At 72.9% G+C, this 13,512-nt stretch carries 15 protein-coding genes; 5 read left to right on the top strand and 10 right to left on the bottom strand.

The window, feature by feature from the left end; all coding sequences use genetic code 11:
* Nucleotides 1–24 precede the first annotated feature (24 nt).
* Nucleotides 25–930: a diiron oxygenase gene (locus tag BN39_RS13850; RefSeq protein ID WP_019203016.1), complete on the top strand. Its 906-nt coding sequence runs from the start codon at nucleotides 25–27 to the stop codon at nucleotides 928–930.
* Nucleotides 927–1,697, top strand: coding sequence for a DUF4873 domain-containing protein (locus BN39_RS22300; protein ID WP_019203015.1), 771 nt, complete (start codon nucleotides 927–929; stop codon nucleotides 1,695–1,697). The genes BN39_RS13850 and BN39_RS22300 overlap by 4 nt, the downstream gene beginning before the upstream one ends.
* Nucleotide 1,698: 1 nt before the next feature.
* Here the strand turns inward: BN39_RS22300 and BN39_RS13840 are convergent, their stop codons facing one another.
* Both BN39_RS13840 and BN39_RS13835 read right to left on the bottom strand, forming a co-directional pair.
* Complete coding sequence (locus tag BN39_RS13840; RefSeq protein WP_019203014.1) at nucleotides 1,699–2,586, bottom strand: alpha/beta fold hydrolase; 888 nt, start codon at nucleotides 2,584–2,586, stop codon at nucleotides 1,699–1,701.
* A 15-nt stretch (nucleotides 2,587–2,601) separates the two neighbouring features.
* Nucleotides 2,602–3,480 (bottom strand): alpha/beta fold hydrolase, encoded by an 879-nt coding sequence (locus BN39_RS13835; protein ID WP_019203013.1) that lies wholly within the window; start codon nucleotides 3,478–3,480, stop codon nucleotides 2,602–2,604.
* 66 nt (nucleotides 3,481–3,546) lie between these two features.
* Between BN39_RS13835 and BN39_RS13830 the strand changes: the two genes are divergently transcribed.
* Both BN39_RS13830 and BN39_RS13825 read left to right on the top strand, forming a co-directional pair.
* On the top strand, nucleotides 3,547–3,978 hold the full coding sequence (locus BN39_RS13830; protein WP_019203012.1) for an NfeD family protein: 432 nt from the start codon (nucleotides 3,547–3,549) through the stop codon (nucleotides 3,976–3,978).
* A gap of 16 nt (nucleotides 3,979–3,994) precedes the next feature.
* The gene (locus BN39_RS13825) at nucleotides 3,995–5,251 is read left to right on the top strand and encodes an SPFH domain-containing protein (RefSeq protein WP_019203011.1); all 1,257 of its coding nucleotides are present in this window, start codon (nucleotides 3,995–3,997) and stop codon (nucleotides 5,249–5,251) included.
* 1 nt (nucleotide 5,252) lies between these two features.
* On the opposite strand, the gene BN39_RS13820 is transcribed toward BN39_RS13825, so the two are convergent.
* The 3 genes from BN39_RS13820 to BN39_RS13810 are packed head-to-tail and all read right to left on the bottom strand — an operon-like array spanning nucleotide 5,253 to nucleotide 7,473.
* Complete coding sequence (locus BN39_RS13820) at nucleotides 5,253–5,780, bottom strand: hypothetical protein (protein WP_019203010.1); 528 nt, start codon at nucleotides 5,778–5,780, stop codon at nucleotides 5,253–5,255.
* Nucleotides 5,777–6,367, bottom strand: coding sequence for a hypothetical protein (locus tag BN39_RS13815; protein WP_019203009.1), 591 nt, complete (start codon nucleotides 6,365–6,367; stop codon nucleotides 5,777–5,779). Before BN39_RS13815 ends, BN39_RS13820 begins: the two co-directional genes overlap by 4 nt.
* A 50-nt stretch (nucleotides 6,368–6,417) precedes the next feature.
* A complete protein-coding gene (locus BN39_RS13810; protein WP_019203008.1) occupies nucleotides 6,418–7,473 on the bottom strand; it encodes a YeiH family protein in 1,056 nt (351 codons plus the stop codon).
* Between the two features lie 71 nt (nucleotides 7,474–7,544).
* On the opposite strand from BN39_RS13810, the gene BN39_RS13805 reads away from it, so the two are divergent.
* A complete protein-coding gene (locus tag BN39_RS13805) occupies nucleotides 7,545–8,465 on the top strand; it encodes a LysR family transcriptional regulator (protein ID WP_019203007.1) in 921 nt (306 codons plus the stop codon).
* Here the strand turns inward: BN39_RS13805 and BN39_RS13800 are convergent.
* The 5 genes from BN39_RS13800 to BN39_RS13780 form a co-directional block, all read right to left on the bottom strand.
* Nucleotides 8,422–9,213 (bottom strand): ABC transporter permease subunit, encoded by a 792-nt coding sequence (locus tag BN39_RS13800; protein ID WP_019203006.1) that lies wholly within the window; start codon nucleotides 9,211–9,213, stop codon nucleotides 8,422–8,424. The genes BN39_RS13805 and BN39_RS13800 overlap by 44 nt on opposite strands.
* A complete protein-coding gene (locus BN39_RS13795; protein WP_019203005.1) occupies nucleotides 9,213–10,061 on the bottom strand; it encodes a 2-aminoethylphosphonate ABC transporter permease subunit in 849 nt (282 codons plus the stop codon). Before BN39_RS13795 ends, BN39_RS13800 begins: the two co-directional genes overlap by 1 nt.
* Nucleotides 10,058–11,173, bottom strand: a complete 1,116-nt coding sequence (locus BN39_RS13790) for an ABC transporter ATP-binding protein (protein WP_237741697.1) — start codon at nucleotides 11,171–11,173, stop codon at nucleotides 10,058–10,060. The genes BN39_RS13795 and BN39_RS13790 overlap by 4 nt, the downstream gene beginning before the upstream one ends.
* Before the next feature lie 29 nt (nucleotides 11,174–11,202).
* A complete protein-coding gene (locus BN39_RS13785; protein WP_019203003.1) occupies nucleotides 11,203–12,234 on the bottom strand; it encodes a 2-aminoethylphosphonate ABC transporter substrate-binding protein in 1,032 nt (343 codons plus the stop codon).
* A gap of 64 nt (nucleotides 12,235–12,298) precedes the next feature.
* On the bottom strand, nucleotides 12,299–13,417 hold the full coding sequence (locus BN39_RS13780) for a TIGR03364 family FAD-dependent oxidoreductase (protein ID WP_019203002.1): 1,119 nt from the start codon (nucleotides 13,415–13,417) through the stop codon (nucleotides 12,299–12,301).
* Nucleotides 13,418–13,512 lie beyond the last annotated feature (95 nt).

The following is a 13,512-nucleotide window of genomic DNA, read 5'->3' as shown; positions in this document are numbered from 1 at the left end:
TGGTAGCGGTGTTACGTTCGCCACATGACCGATACGACCCTGCCCGAACGCACCCGGGATGACGTCGCCGAACGGCTGCTCGGCGGATCCGTGAAGCGCTCGTACGCCCCCGTCGTGGACATCGACTGGGACGCTCCGATCGAGCCGGACAAGTACTTCCTGCCGCCGCACATGTGCACCCTGTACGGCACCGACATCTGGAACGGCATGACCCGCGAGCAGCAGATCGAGCTCTCCAAGCAGGAGATGGTGAATCTGCTGTCGATGGGCATCTGGTTCGAGAATCTGCTCAACCGCCTGCTGCTGCGCGACCTCCTGTCCAAGGACCCCACGTCGCGCGACGCCTTCTACTCGCTCACCGAGATGGGCGACGAGTGCCGCCACATGGTGATGTTCGGCAAGGTCATCGACCGCGTCGGCGAACGCCCGTTCCGGCTGCGCGGATGGCAGCTCGGCGTCGTGAAATACGTCCTCGCGCCGGTGATCCGCGGGCAGGCCGTGTGGATCGCCGCGCTCGTGGGCGAGGAGATCTTCGACGCCCAGCAGCGGCAGATCAAGGACGATCCGGAGCTGCAGCCGATCGTCGCGCGGCTCATGCAGATCCACGTCACGGAGGAGGCCCGGCACATCGGCTACGCCCGCGACGGGGCGCGCCGCGGCGAGGCCGATCGCAGCCGGCTGCAGACGCTGCTCGTCGGGAACCTGCACGCCGGCGCGGCCTTCGGCTTCCGGATGCTGTTCGCGAACCCGCGTATGTACGCCCGCGTCGGCCTCGACGCCAAGCAGGCGTACCGGGCCGCCGTGGCCAACCCGCACCACAAGAAGGCCAAGCAGGACGGCTTCCGCGACCTCGGGCGGTTCCTCGAATCCGTCGGCCTCATGGGCCGATTCGCCCGCTGGTCCTGGACCCGCGCGGGGTTCCTCCCGTGACGGAGCACCTGCGGGTGGCCGTCGTCGGCGATCGCGTCTCCGGGATCGACGGCGCCGTCGTCGCGCCCGCGGACATCACCGGCCTCCGGTTCCGGCCCGACCGCGATGCCTGGACGCTCACCACGGCGGCGGGGGAGACCGACTACGACCTGGTCGTGCTCGCCGGCGCGACCGCCACCGTCGACGTACCCGCCCTCGACCCGCGGGTGGTGCCACCGGAACTCGTCGGCCCGGCGGACGCGGAGCGCGCCTACCTCGGCATGCTGATCGACGGGGTGCCGAACCTGGTGCTGCTCAGCGAGGAGCCGAAGCCCCGTGCGCTGCAACTGAAGACACTCGAGGCATGGACGGGGTGGATGTACACCGAGGCGGCCACGCGGCTCCTCTCCCGCCCGCCGGTGACCGCGCGGTGGATCGCCAGGGGCCGCAAACGCCCCGCGAAGCCGGACCGGGACGCCGTCGACCTGTCGAACGACCACATCCGCGACGAGGGAGTGTACGCGGGGGCGGCGGTGCTGCGGTCCGGTGACTACGAGGCCGTCTCGCCGGTTCGCCTGTCCGGTCACCTCGAGCCCCTCGACGGGAACTACCACTGGTACGGCACCGTCGACGATCTCGAGGTCGGCGCCGCGCTCAAGAAGATGCCGCGCGGCAGCGTGACCGTCTCCGTCGCGGGCGGCGAGGACGTGCCGGCGAAGGTGACCGATAAGACCGTGTGGGGCACCTACCGCCTGGTGGGCGTCGGCGCTCCGCCGTTCCCGCTCTGACTCACCCCTCACCACCGATGGCCGGCCCGGCCGCGATCCGGCGGATCTCGTCGACGATCAACTCCGGGTCGGTCATCGGCACGTAGTGGCCGGAGTTCTCAGCGAGCACGTGGCGCCCGGCGGGCGAAGCCGCCGCGCGCTCGGCGTGCGCGGCGTTGGCCGCCGCCCGCAGTGCCGGAGTCATCCCGTCGGCGGCCCGCGCGCCCGAGATCGCCGTCACGGCGATCTCGCCCAGGGCGGGCGGATCCCCGCGCCACGCCCGCAGTTCGGAGAGGAAGGTCCGCGCCTGCCGCGCCTGGGTGCGGATCACGCCGGGGGTGAAGGCCTCCCGTGCCGCGTCCTCGCGGACGTCCGCGGGCGCGTCGGCGAACTGCCCGGCGAACAGGCGCCCGAGGAGGCCCACTCGGGCCAGTGCCCCCATGATGGCGATCGACGCGATCTCCATGGCCTTGAAGGCGCGCCCGAACAGCGCGTCCGCGGCCTCGTCGGTGGCGTCCACGAGCACCAGGCCTGCGATCCGGTGCGGGCGACGCGCCGCCGCCAGGCGCACGATGGGCCCGCCCGCGCTGTGCCCGACGAGAACGAACCGGGCGTCGTCGGCCAGGCCGTCGAGCAGGTCGTTGAGATCGTCCGCCATCCGGTCCAGCGTGCGCCCCACGGGATCCGGTGCGCTGCGCCCCAGTCCGGATCGGTCGTAGGCCACCGCGGTGGCGAACTCCGCGACGCCCGGCTGCACCGCGGCCCACGTCGACCTGCTGGCGGCCGCGCCGGCCTCGAAGACCACGATCGGCGACCCGGGCGGACCGTCGAGCCTCGCGGCGTGCAGGCCGCGGCCGTCCCGGGTGGTCACGTACAGGCTCCGCCCCTGGGTGTGCGTCCCGCTCGTCATGCTTGCAAGGCTAACCTAACTCGCCCCCTCCGGGGAACCCGCCACGAGCCGGCGGACCTCGTCGACGACGAGCCCGGGATCGGTGATCGGCACCTGGTGGCCGGAGTTCTCCGCGAGCACGTGCCGGCCGGCCGGCGACGCCGCGGCCCGCCGCGCGTGGGCCTCATTGACCCGCCCGCGGACCGCCTTCCCCATGCCGCCGCCCTTCACTCCCGAGATCACGGTGACGGGGACCCGGCCGAGCTCCGGCGCGGCGCCCCGCCACGATTCGAGCTCGGGGTAGAAGGTCTTCAGCTCCTGCTCCATGGTCTCGACGGCGCGCGGGGTGGTGGCCTCGCGGGCGAGGTCGGCCTTGACGTCGGCGGGTGCGGACCGGAACAGGAGGGCGCCCAGCAGGCGGAGGATTCCCGTCCGCGCGAGCGCCCGCATCAGCGCGGTGGAGATCGCCACGCGCCGCGCGGTGTTTCCGCGGAACATGTCGTCGGCGCCCTCCTCCGACGGGTCCACCAGCACCAACCCGGCGATGCGGTGCGGCCGCCGGGATGCCGCGAGCCGGGCGATCACACCGCCCAGGCTGTGGCCCACCAGCACGAAACGCATGTCGTCGCCCGTCGTCAGTCCGTCGAGGAGATCGTCGAGGTCGTCCGCCATGCGCACGAACGTGCGGTCCGCGGGGTCGGGCTCGCTCCGGCCGAGCCCGGACCTGTCGTACGCCACGGCGGTCGCGAAGGCGCCCACCGCGGGTTGTACTGCGCCCCACGTGGACCGGCTCCCGCCGGCACCGGCCTCGAAGACCACGACCGGGGCGTCCGGCGGACCGTCGAGAACCGCCGCGTGCAGCCGCCGTCCGTCGCGAGTGGTGACGTACGAGCTGCGCCCCTGGGTGTGCGTCATCCGTCCAGGCTAGCGACGCGCGACGCGGGGCTCGTCGGGGATGTCCGTTTCTGGCAGGATCGAGGTATGACAGCGGCGCTGTGGCTCATCGGGGCGGTGGTGCTGGCCGTGGCGGAGGTCGCGGCCGGCGAGTTCACCCTGCTCATGCTGGGCGGCGGGGCGCTCATCACGGCCGGGGCAACGGGGATCTTCGGGCTCCCCACCTGGGGACAGGGCCTCGTGTTCGCCGTCTCCTCCGTCCTGCTGCTGGTGCTCGCGCGCCCGCCGCTGCGGCGGTACGTGGAGAAGCGGCGCGGCGACGCGCCCTCCTACCTGGAGAGCCTCCCGGGCAGCACGGTCACGGTGCTGCAGGCCGTCTCCGGTTCGGGCGGCCGCGTTCTGGTCGGGGGTGAGGAGTGGTCCGCGCGGACGCCGTACGACGGTGCGCCGATCCCCGTGGGCGCCGAGGTCACCATCGTCGAGATCGACGGCGCGGTCGCGGTCGTCGTGGACAGCTGAGCGAAGGGAAACTGTGATGGACGGAATCGGAGTCGGACTGGTAGTGCTACTGGTCCTCATCCTCGCGGCCGTGGTCGTGCTGGTGAAGTCGTTGGTGCTGGTGCCGCAGGCACAGGCCGCGGTGATCGAGCGGCTCGGCCGCTACACGCGCACGGTGTCCGGGCAGCTGGCCGTGCTGATCCCGTTCATCGACAAGGTGCGGGCGAGGGTGGACCTCCGCGAGCAGGTGGTCTCGTTCCCGCCCCAGCCGGTGATCACCCAGGACAACCTGACGGTGAACATCGACACCGTCGTCTACTTCCAGGTGACCCGCCCCGAGGCCGCGGTCTACGAGATCAACAACTACGTGGTGGGCGTCGAGCAGATCACCACCACCACGCTGCGGAACGTGGTGGGCGGCATGACCCTCGAGGAGACGCTCACCTCCCGCGAGATCATCAACGGCCAGCTGCGCGGCGTGCTCGACGAGGCGACCTCCCGGTGGGGCCTGCGGGTGGCGCGTGTCGAGCTGAAGTCGATCTTCCCGCCCCCGTCGATCCAGGAGTCGATGGAGAAGCAGATGAAGGCGGACCGCGAGAAGCGCGCCACCATCCTGTCCGCCGAGGGGCATCGCGAGGCCGCCATCAAATCCGCCGAGGGCGACAAGGCCAGCCGGATCCTGCTCGCCGAGGGCGAGCGGCAGGCCGCGATCCTCGCGGCCGAGGCCGACCGGCAGTCCGAGATCCTGCGCGCCGAGGGCCGCCGCGCCGCGTCGTACCTCGAGGCGCAGGGCGAGGCGAAGGCCATCGAGACCACCTTCTCGGCGATCAAATCCGGCCGTCCGACGCCGGAGCTGCTGGCCTACCAGTACCTGCAGACGCTGCCCGAGATGGCGCAGGGCGACGCGAACAAGGTGTGGGTGGTGCCCAGCGATTTCAACGCGGCGCTGCAGGGATTCATGCGCAACCTGGGCACCCAGGGCGGCGACGGCGTGTTCCGGTTCGAGCCGACCGACGAGGGCGATGTGCCGGCGGGGCCGGACCTCGACACCGAGGGCTGGTTCGACACGCCCGAGCCGGTCGCGCCGGTCGTCGTCACCGAGGACGTGGCACCGGACGCCCCGCTGCGCACCAGGGCCGTCCCGGAGCCCGCACCGGAGAGCGCCGTCGACCTCACCTCCGAGTCCGCCGACGCCACCGCGCAGTTGCCCGTGACGCCGGAACAGCGCTCGCCCTACGAGGTGCAGCAGCCGGGGTTCCCGCCGCAGCAGCGGGCTCACCCGCCGCAGTCCTGAGTCAGCGGCCGATCGCGACGGCCACACCCGCGCACGCGCAGGCCCACAGCACGGACACGAACGTGCCGATGATGAACTGCTCCGCCGCGGCGGGGTTGCGCAGCTCGGGATAGCGCGCCAGGCCCTTCGCCGCCACGATCACCGCGAGGCCGGCCGAGAAATTGGCGAGGATGCACACGGCGATCGCCGCGCGCTCGAGCACGCCGATCGCGAGACCGCCGCGCAGGGGCGACGGGTCCTCGCCGTCCTCGGTCGGGGCGGGCACCGCGTCCGCCCCGGCGAGCCGGAACGCCGCCGTGACCAGGACGCTGCCGCCCGCCATCGCGGCGGTCACGGCCGCCACGCGCACCGCCGCGAGCCCGAAGCCCTGTGCCGCGGGAGCAGCGAGGGCAACGGCCGCGGCCGCGCAGACGAGGACGACGGGCACCGCCGCCATCGCGACGCCCGCCCGCCCGGAGGAGCCGCGGCGCGCGACGAGAGCCCCGGCGAGCCCCGCAGCCACGAGCAGCAACGTCGCCACAGCGGTCACGACGACGCCCCGTCCACGGCGGCGAGCAGCTCGACGGCCAGCGCGCGGCCCGCCGGCTCCACCGCCCAGCCGGCCGCGGACGCGCGCTGCGACGCCGCCTGCCGCGAGACGCCGAGCACCTTCGCGGCTTCCGTGATGGTCTGACCCGACCTGAGCAATGCGGCCACCTCCGTTCCCTCCTTCGACCTGCGGCCCACGATAAGGCCGAGCACCGACAGGATCGCCTCGGCGCGTCCCGCGCCCGCGGCGTCGGAACCCCGTACCCGGACGGGGACGGCGGCGTTCTTCGCGGCCTCGACGGCCTCCCGCGCCGCCTCGAACGCCCTGCCGCGCCCCGCGCGGGTCTCGGCGGGCAGCGGCTCCTCGACGGTGCCGACCCCGAGTCCGACGCTCCAGTGCCCGTCGGCGAGGAGGGCGAGCGCACCGTCGACCGCGGCCTCCGGATTCGTCGTCACGGCCTGCAGCTCGTCGCCGGCGGTACGGTCCGGCGGCCGGGTCCATCCGAAGGAGGCGAGCGCCGCGCGGGCGTCGTCCACCCGGTCCGTGTCCGAGCGGCTTCCCTGCTGGTCGGCGGTGAGTACGATCATCAGGCAAGGCTATAGCCTTGCCTTACGGTTCCGCAAGGGTTTGGGCTTGCTCAACCCAGGCCTGTGGTCAGCGCCTGGATCGCCAGGCTCGACCCGGTGACCGCCACCCAGAGCAGCCCGCCGAACAGCAGGGGCGTCCAGCCCGTGCGGCGCAGGGCCCCCAGGTCCGTGGACAGTCCGATCGCGGCGAGGGCCCAGGTGATGAGCAGCGTGGAGGTCACCGCGAGGGCGGACCGCGCACCGTCGGGCAGCGGCGCGAGGGAGTTGACGCCGGCCAGCGCCACGAACCCCACCAGGAACCACGGGATCAAGCGGAGGGCGCTCGGCCGGGCCGCCCCCTCCGCGCCCGCCCGCCGCCGCGCGACGACGGCGGCTAGGATCAGCACCACCGGCACGATCATGAGCGCCCTGGTCAGCTTCACCACGACGGCGGTCCGCGCCGCCTCCGGGCCGAACGTGACCGCCGCGGCGACCACCGAGGAGGTGTCGTTCACCGCGGTCCCGGCGAACACCCCGAACGCGTGCTGCCCCATGCCGAGGACGTGCCCGAGCCACGGGAAGGTGAGCACCGCCGCGACGTTGAACACGAACACCGTGGACAGCGCGTAGGCCACGGTGGCGGGCTTCGGCCGGAGCACGGGGGTCACCGCCGCGATCGCGGACGCCCCGCAGATCGCCGTGCCCACGCCGAGCAACGTCCGGAGCGTCGGCTCGATCCCGAGCACGCGGCCCAGCACCGCGGCCGCGACGAGGCACACCGCGATCGTCCCGACCATGACCGGCACCGACGACTTCCCGACGGCCCACGCCTGCCCCAGGGACAGCTGCGCGCCGAGCAGCACGACCGCGACCTGCAGCGCCACACCGCCGGTGAGCGCGAATCCGGACGACGTCCCGGGCCACCGCCGCGCCGGCCGAAGCGCCGTCGCGAGCACCGCTCCCAGGAGCACCGCCGCCACCGGGGCGCCGAGCACGGGGAGCGCCCGGCCCGCGAGTGTCGCCACCGCGGCCACCGCCAGCGCCAGCGCGGCACCCGGAAGGGCGCGCCGCAGCCGAGGGACGCGCGACCGGTGCGAGACGGGGGCTCCGACGGTGGCTGTGCTCATGTCCACCACGATCGCGCGCCCGGCGTGACCGCGGTAGCCACAGCATCGCTATCTACCCATAGACTGACTCTATGGAGACGCCGTCGGTGGAATCGCTGCGCCTGCTGGTCGCCGTCGCGGACCTGGGGTCCATCTCGGCCGCGGCCAGGGCCTGCGAGATCTCGCAGCCCAGCGCGAGCTCGCGCCTGCGCCACCTCGAACGGCAACTCCGTCTCGAACTGCTCGACCGGCGCACTCGCGGCGCCGAGTTGACCCCCGAGGGCGCGGCGGTCATCGAGTGGGCGCGCAGCGTCGTCGCCGCGATGGCGGCGCTCGAGACGGGCGCGGAAGCGCTCCGGGCCGATCACACTGTGCGGATCGCGTGCAGCCAGACCATCGCCGAGTACCTCATGCCCGCGTGGCTCGCGCGCCTGCGCGAGCACACCGACGAGCCCGTGCACCTCACCGTCGGGAACACGGCGGCCGTCATCGCCGAGGTACGCGGCCACGTGGCGGACGTCGGCTTCGTCGAGGGGCCCCGGGTGCCCGACGACCTCGCGTCCCGCACGGTCCGCACCGACCGCATGGTGCTCGTCGTGGCGCCGGGGCACCCGCTGACCCGTCGGCGGGATGGCCGGCCGGTCACCGCGGCCGAGCTGACCGAACTCGAACTCGTGACGCGGGAACCGGGCGCCGGCACCCGCGACGCCTTCGAATCCGCCCTGGCGGCGGCCGGGCAGCGCCCCGCCGCCGACTGCGTGGCGCTCGGGACCAACGCCGCCGTGAAGGTGATGGTGGCCGCCGGCGCGCACGCCGCGGTGCTCAGCGAGCTGGCGGTGGCGGCGGAGCTGCGCGAGGGGCGGCTGGTGGAGATCGCCACCACCGGAATCGATCTGCACCGGCGCCTGCGCGCGGTGCGGCGCAAGGACGCCGCACCGCGCGAGGTGGTCTCCACGCTGCTCGCCGTCGCTAGCGGTCGCGCCGCCGGAGGAACGAGAGCAACCCGAGGATGACCACCGTGACGAGCACCAACAGCAGTGTGTTCGCCGCGGCGCCGAAGATGTCGCCGCGATCGGACTGCGTGAACACCGTGACCGGCAGCGTGCGCCAGGACGCGGGGTAGACCATGATCGTGGCGCCCAGCTCACCCATGCACAGCGCCACCGACAGGCCCGCCGCCGCGGCGATGGCCGGCAGCAGCAGCGGGAGCCGCACGGTGAGCAGCAGCCGCAGCGGCGACGCGCCGAGTGAGCCGCCCACCTTGTCCAGCATCGGATCCAGCTGCGACGCCGCCGCGGACACCATCGAGTAGGCGAAGGCGAACACCAGGATCGCCTGCACCAGGATCACGATCGACGGTGTGCCGCTGAGGATGAGCGGCGGAGCCGAGAACGCCACCAGCACACCGAGGCCCACCACGACGGACGGCACCGCCACCGGGAGGTGGAAGAACGCGTCCGCCGCGCCGCGCAGCCGCGGCGGAAGTCCCGGCACCGCGAGCGCGGCCCACGTGCCGGCGGCCACGGCGAGTGCGGACGCGAGGATCGCCGTCTGCACCGAGACCCCGATGCTGGCGGCGTTGTCCGCCGTGAACGTCGCCGCGACGTGGTCGGTGGTGAGCGCGGACGGCAGCACCGACGTCCACCCGGCGCTGAACGCGGTGATCACGGTGACCAGGATCGGCGTCACCACCAGGCCCAGCAACACGACCGCGAACAGCAGCCAGACGGCCGTGCGGGCGACGGGGTTTCGCACCAACATCAGCGTGCTCCCTTCCGGACGAGCAGGCGGTACAGCACGTACACGCCCACCGAGATGACGAGCTGCACCGTGGCGAGGACCGCGGCCGAGGCGAAGTCCTGCCCCACGATGGAACGGGTGTAGATGAGCATCGGCAGCGTGATGACGTCCTTGGCGCCGGTGAACAGGACGATGCCGAACTCGTTGAGCGTCAACAGGAACGTCAGCGAGCCCGCCGCCGCGAGCGCGGGCAGGGCGGACGGGAGGATGACGCGGCCGACGATCCGCAGCGGGCCCGCCCCGAGGGACGACGCGACGTTGACCTGATCCGCGGGGAACTGGCGCAACGATGCGAGCACGGGGCGCACCACGAACGGCGTGTAGAACGCGATCTCCGCGAGCACGACTCCCCACAGGCTGGACGTGAACGAGCCCGTGGACATCCCCAGTGGCCCGAGGACGGCGTTCGCCACCCCCACCGGGCCGAGCAGCACGCCGAGCGCGAGCGGGATGAGGAAGCTGGGGAAGGAGACGACGGCCTCGATCAGGCGGACCACGCCACCCGAGCCCGGGAACGGGACGAACGCCAACACCAACGCGAGGAACGTGCCCGCGACGAGACAACCCGCCGTCGACAGCGCCGCCACCTGCACGGTGGTGCCGAGCGCCGAGAGCACGGCGTCGTCGGTGAGCGTGGACTCCCACGTCGCCAGGCCCGCCGGGCGCTCGGCCTTGTCGGTGAACGTCCGGGACACGATGCCCACCAGGGGGTATCCGACGGCGACCAGGATGAACGCGACCGGGGGCAGCACCCACACCCAGCGGGGCACGGCCGGGCGGCCGACGGCGGGCGCGGCGGTGGCGGTCACAGCGGGACCACCATCACGTCGGCGGGATCCGCCTCCACCCACAGCCGTTCGGCCTTGAGCGGCGCGTCGACGAGGACCGGTACGTCCACCCCGAGTTTCTGCCCCGTGGCGAGCACCCTCGCCGTCACGTGCCGGACGGCGCCGCGCCACTGTTCCTGCTCGACGGTCACCTCCACCCCGTTCGACGGTGCGGTACGCACGAACCGCCACGCCCAGGGGCGGACCGCGAAGCCGACGCGGCCGTCCCCGCCGGGCGCGGATCGGGCGGTGCGGAGCGCGGTGTCGCCGTACGAACCGCGGAGGCCCGCGCCGTCGGGGTGGACGTCCGTCATCTCCAGCACGTCCGCGCCGCCGAGGAACGTCGCCGTGAACTCGGTGGGCGGGCGGTGGAAGAGATCCTCCGCGCGGCCGAGGGATTCGAGCCGCGCGTCCCGCATGATCGCGATGCGGTCGGCGAGGGCCAGCGCCTCGCTCTGGTCGTGAGTCACGTAGACCATCGCCACATCGGGCAGCTCGGAGCGCAGCCGCTGGAGCTCGCCGAGCATGTCCTTGCGCATGCCCGCGTCCAGTGCGGACAGCGGCTCGTCGAGCAGCACCACGTCGGGGCGGGTCGCCAGCGCGCGGGCGATGGCGACCCGCTGCTGCTGACCACCCGACAGTTGCTTGGGCAGCCGATCCGCGTACTCCTCCATGCCCACCATGCGCAGCACCTCGTCGACACGCGGGCGGATCGAGGAGCGTTCCGCCCGCCGGGATTTCAGGCCGAACGCGACGTTGCCGCGCACGGACATGTGCGGGAACAGCGCGTAGCTCTGCACCACGATGCCGATGCCGCGCTCGGCCGGGGACAGGCGCGTCACATCGCGTCCGTCGATCGTGACTGTGCCCGAGGACACCTGCTCGAAGCCCGCGATCGCCTTGAGCGCGGTCGACTTCCCCGAGCCGGACGGGCCGAGCAGCGCTACCGTCTCGCCGCGGGCCACCTCGAAGGTGCAGTCCCGCAGGGCGACCGTGTCGCCGTAGCGGACCGCGACGGCGTCCAGGCCGACGGCGACCCGGCGGCGGACGGTGCGGTCCACTGCGTCGTCGTCGAGTCCCTTGGGTGCGTTCACGATCCGCTCCGCGCCCCGCTCCGCGCGGCTCACTGGCCCGTCGCCTTCTCGTAGTCCTTGATGTCGCCGTCCAGGTCGCGGAGCACGTCGTCCCAATTCGGGTACCAGAGCTCCACGCCGTCGAGCGCCTTCCGGAACGCGTCCGCCTCGGGGCCGGACGCGGTGACGTCGGTGCGCACGGGCGAACCCCACGCCTTCGCGGGGATGTTCTGCTGCACCTCCTTCGACAGCAGGTGCTCCATCAGCTTCTTGCCGTTGGCGGCCTGCGGGGCCTTGTCGGCGAGGCCCATGTAGTACGGCAGCGGCAGCGTGGTGCGCTTGCCGTTCCACTCCGGGTAGAACACCTCGTACGCCACCTTGTCGGCGGCGATCGCGGCGAGTGCCATCTGCACGTCCGAATTGGCCACGGTCAGTTCGCCCTTCGAGGTCTTCGGGCCGAGCTTGCCCGTGGACGTGGAGGGGCCGACGTTGTTGGCCTGCAGGTCCGTCAAGTACTTCAGGGCGGCCTCCTTGCCCATGACGTGCTGCAGGAGCAGCAGCAGCGCGGTCCCGTCGCCGGCCTTGCCGGGCGTGGAGTACTGGACCTTCTGCTTGAACCCGGGGCCGGTGAAGTCGTTCCAGGCGGTGGGCTTCGGCTGGGCGGCCGTGTTGCGGATCATGGCGAAGTAGTTGTTGACCACGGCCACGTAGCTGCCGTCGGCGGATTTCAGCTCGGGCGGCACCGCGCCGAGGTCGAGGCCCGACTGCGCCAGGGAGCCCTGCTGCTGCGCCTGCTGGATGAACGGCGGCAGGGTGACCAGCACGTCGACCTGCGGATTCGCCTTCTCCTTCTGGGCGCGCGAGACCACCTCGCCCGAGCCGGCCTCGACGAGGGAGACCTTGATGCCGGTGTGCGCGGTGAAGTCGGCGAATTCGGCCTTGTACCAGTCGCCGAGGCCGTCGGCGCTGTAGACGGTCACTGTGTCGGGGGCACCGGAGCCGCCGCCGGTGCCGCCGCAGGCGGAGACGGCGAACACGGAGGCCGCGGCGAGGACGGCGGTGAGGGTTCGGGAGAGGCGCATGGGGGAGTAGCCCTTCGTATTCGGGGAGAGCGCGGATGGTGAGTCGGGACGGATGGCGGACGGGTCAGTGCGGGAAGTGGCGCCGGGCGAGGCCGTGCGCGATGGTCATTCCGACGCCGGAGGTGACGATGCGGACGCTCACGCGGTCCTCCGGTTCGGCGACGAGGTACGGGCGGTGCGGGCTGGAGGCGTAGACGCCCTGCCACCGCTCGACGAGGGTGAGCGCGGGCAACCCCATGACGCGGGCCGCCTCGGCGCTGAGCAGGTCGGTGGTCGCCTCGTCGAGGAAGGGGTCGACCGTGGGTTCGGTGTGGTGCGAATCGCCGATGAGCAGCGTGCCGTCGGGGCGTTGGGTGAACATGACGTTCGCGTCGATGCCGAGCAGATCCGGACGCTCGGTCTCCATCCGGGCGCGCAGCGCCGCCGCGGCGCGGGTCTCGGCGAACGCCGGGTACCGCAGCAGCGACGTGGCGGTGAGCACGGCGGGCACGACCTCGCGGCCCGGATCGGCGGCGCGCGCCATCTGCAGGGAACACCGCCGCACCTCGTGCTCGTCCGCGACGGCCGGGTACAGGTGGTCGAGGTCGTGCCCGACGCACACGATCACGTGGTCGGCGGCGATCCGCCCGCGGCTGGTGTGCGCGTGCGTCCCGTCGAATCCGAGGTAGGCGGTGCCGAACCGCACGTCGGCTCCGTGCTGGTCGTGCAGCCACGCCGCGAGGCGCCCGACGGTGATCCGGGGATCCACCCGGAGGTCGGCGAGCAGAGCCGCGCCACCGACCACGTCGTCGCTCCCGCCACCGGGCAGGTCCGCCCGCACCCGGTCCGCCGGCCGCAGTTCGACGTCATCCGGCCGGAGGCCGGCCAGTTCTTCGAGTACGGCCATCTCGGTGGCGTGCCGGGCGACGGCGAGGCCGCCCGTCGGGCGGGCACCGAGGCCCGCGGCCGCGTCCAGGTCGAGCCATCGTTCGCGGGCCACGAGGGCCAGCTCGGCCAGGTCGCCGGACTGCCCGGTCACGCAGGCGTGGCCGAAGTTGCGGATCGACGCGCCCACGGCGCGCCGGTCCCGCTCGATGACGGTGACGCGGTGCCCGCGTCGCAGGGCCTCCGCCGCGTGCGCGAGGCCGACGATGCCGGCGCCGACGACGAGTACCTCGGTCGCGGCGCCCTCAGGGATGTCCATGGCTCACAGCGTGGCCCCGGCTCGGACCGCTGGCAAGGGCTCGAGCAAGTCTGTCTATACAAGTTGGTCCGGTGTACACACACGTAGAGCCCGTG

This window comes from Tsukamurella sp. 1534, assembly GCF_000312385.1.
Taxonomy (GTDB): Bacteria; Actinomycetota; Actinomycetes; order Mycobacteriales; family Mycobacteriaceae; genus Tsukamurella.
Note: the sequence above shows the minus strand (reverse complement) of the source record. Positions and strands in the feature narration are given on the sequence as shown.